This is a genomic window from Pseudoalteromonas sp. bablab_jr010 (assembly GCF_016464105.1).
In the GTDB taxonomy this organism is placed as follows: Bacteria; Pseudomonadota; Gammaproteobacteria; order Enterobacterales; family Alteromonadaceae; genus Pseudoalteromonas; species Pseudoalteromonas simplex.
On record NZ_JACDWV010000159.1, the window covers coordinates 1 to 799 of the forward strand.

Here is a 799-nt window from a genome sequence, read left to right on the forward strand (position 1 = left end):
CCGAACTGTAAATAAATAGTTAGTAATACAGTTCGGTAATAAGGAAGTTGAATATGCTTGAGCAATACGCAGAAACCGCTTATCGCGGAAAACAAGCTGCAAAATTTAGAAATGAAATCGCAACAGATGAACGTGATTCTATGTATTGCCGTTATCAAAGTGAGCAAGCTATTTACCCTAGGGAGAACTTATTTGGATATTGCTTTGATAGCAGTCAGATGAGTTATTATAAAGGGAATATTAATGGTCAAACAGACTATGATCGCTCAATTTTAACTAAAGGAAAAAATAAGTTGACGTTGGCCTTAATTGCAAATGCTACAAATATTATTGGTTTGACGAACTTTACTTGGGCGATGCTACATTTATTCTTTGTTTTTTTTATGTTTATTCTACCCTTATTTTCCCTTGCTTTAGGGGCATATGAACTTGCATTTGATTTTTTTATCATTCTTTTAAGTTGCTGGGGGGGATCTAAATTAATTAGCTTGCTAATTTGGCCTTTTTTTCGTTTCAAATTTAATCTAGCCACAATTTTTAACCGTAAAACGGGTATGGTTGAAGTACCGACTAAGAATGCAAAAAATTTTGATACACTCCCTTTTGAAGAGTTCAATGCTCACTATAAGGTAGCCCATAATCCTAAAAGTGGTTTTGCTAATAGAGGCTTTACATTACTGCATTATAAGAAAAACATTCGTTATGAACAGACTTATAGTAACCAAATAGCCTGTGCTTTTTTGCACTGGGAGTTATTGCAAAATTTTATGGATGTTACTCAGCCTTTGGCCGATATCCC

General features: G+C 34.3%; 1 protein-coding gene. It reads left to right on the plus strand.

Annotated features, from left to right (window positions below):
- Positions 1-53: 53 nt before the first annotated feature.
- Positions 54-799, plus strand: a 746-nt coding sequence (locus tag JIG37_RS16520) for a hypothetical protein (RefSeq protein ID WP_199529853.1), incomplete at its 3' end; no start/stop codon positions are given.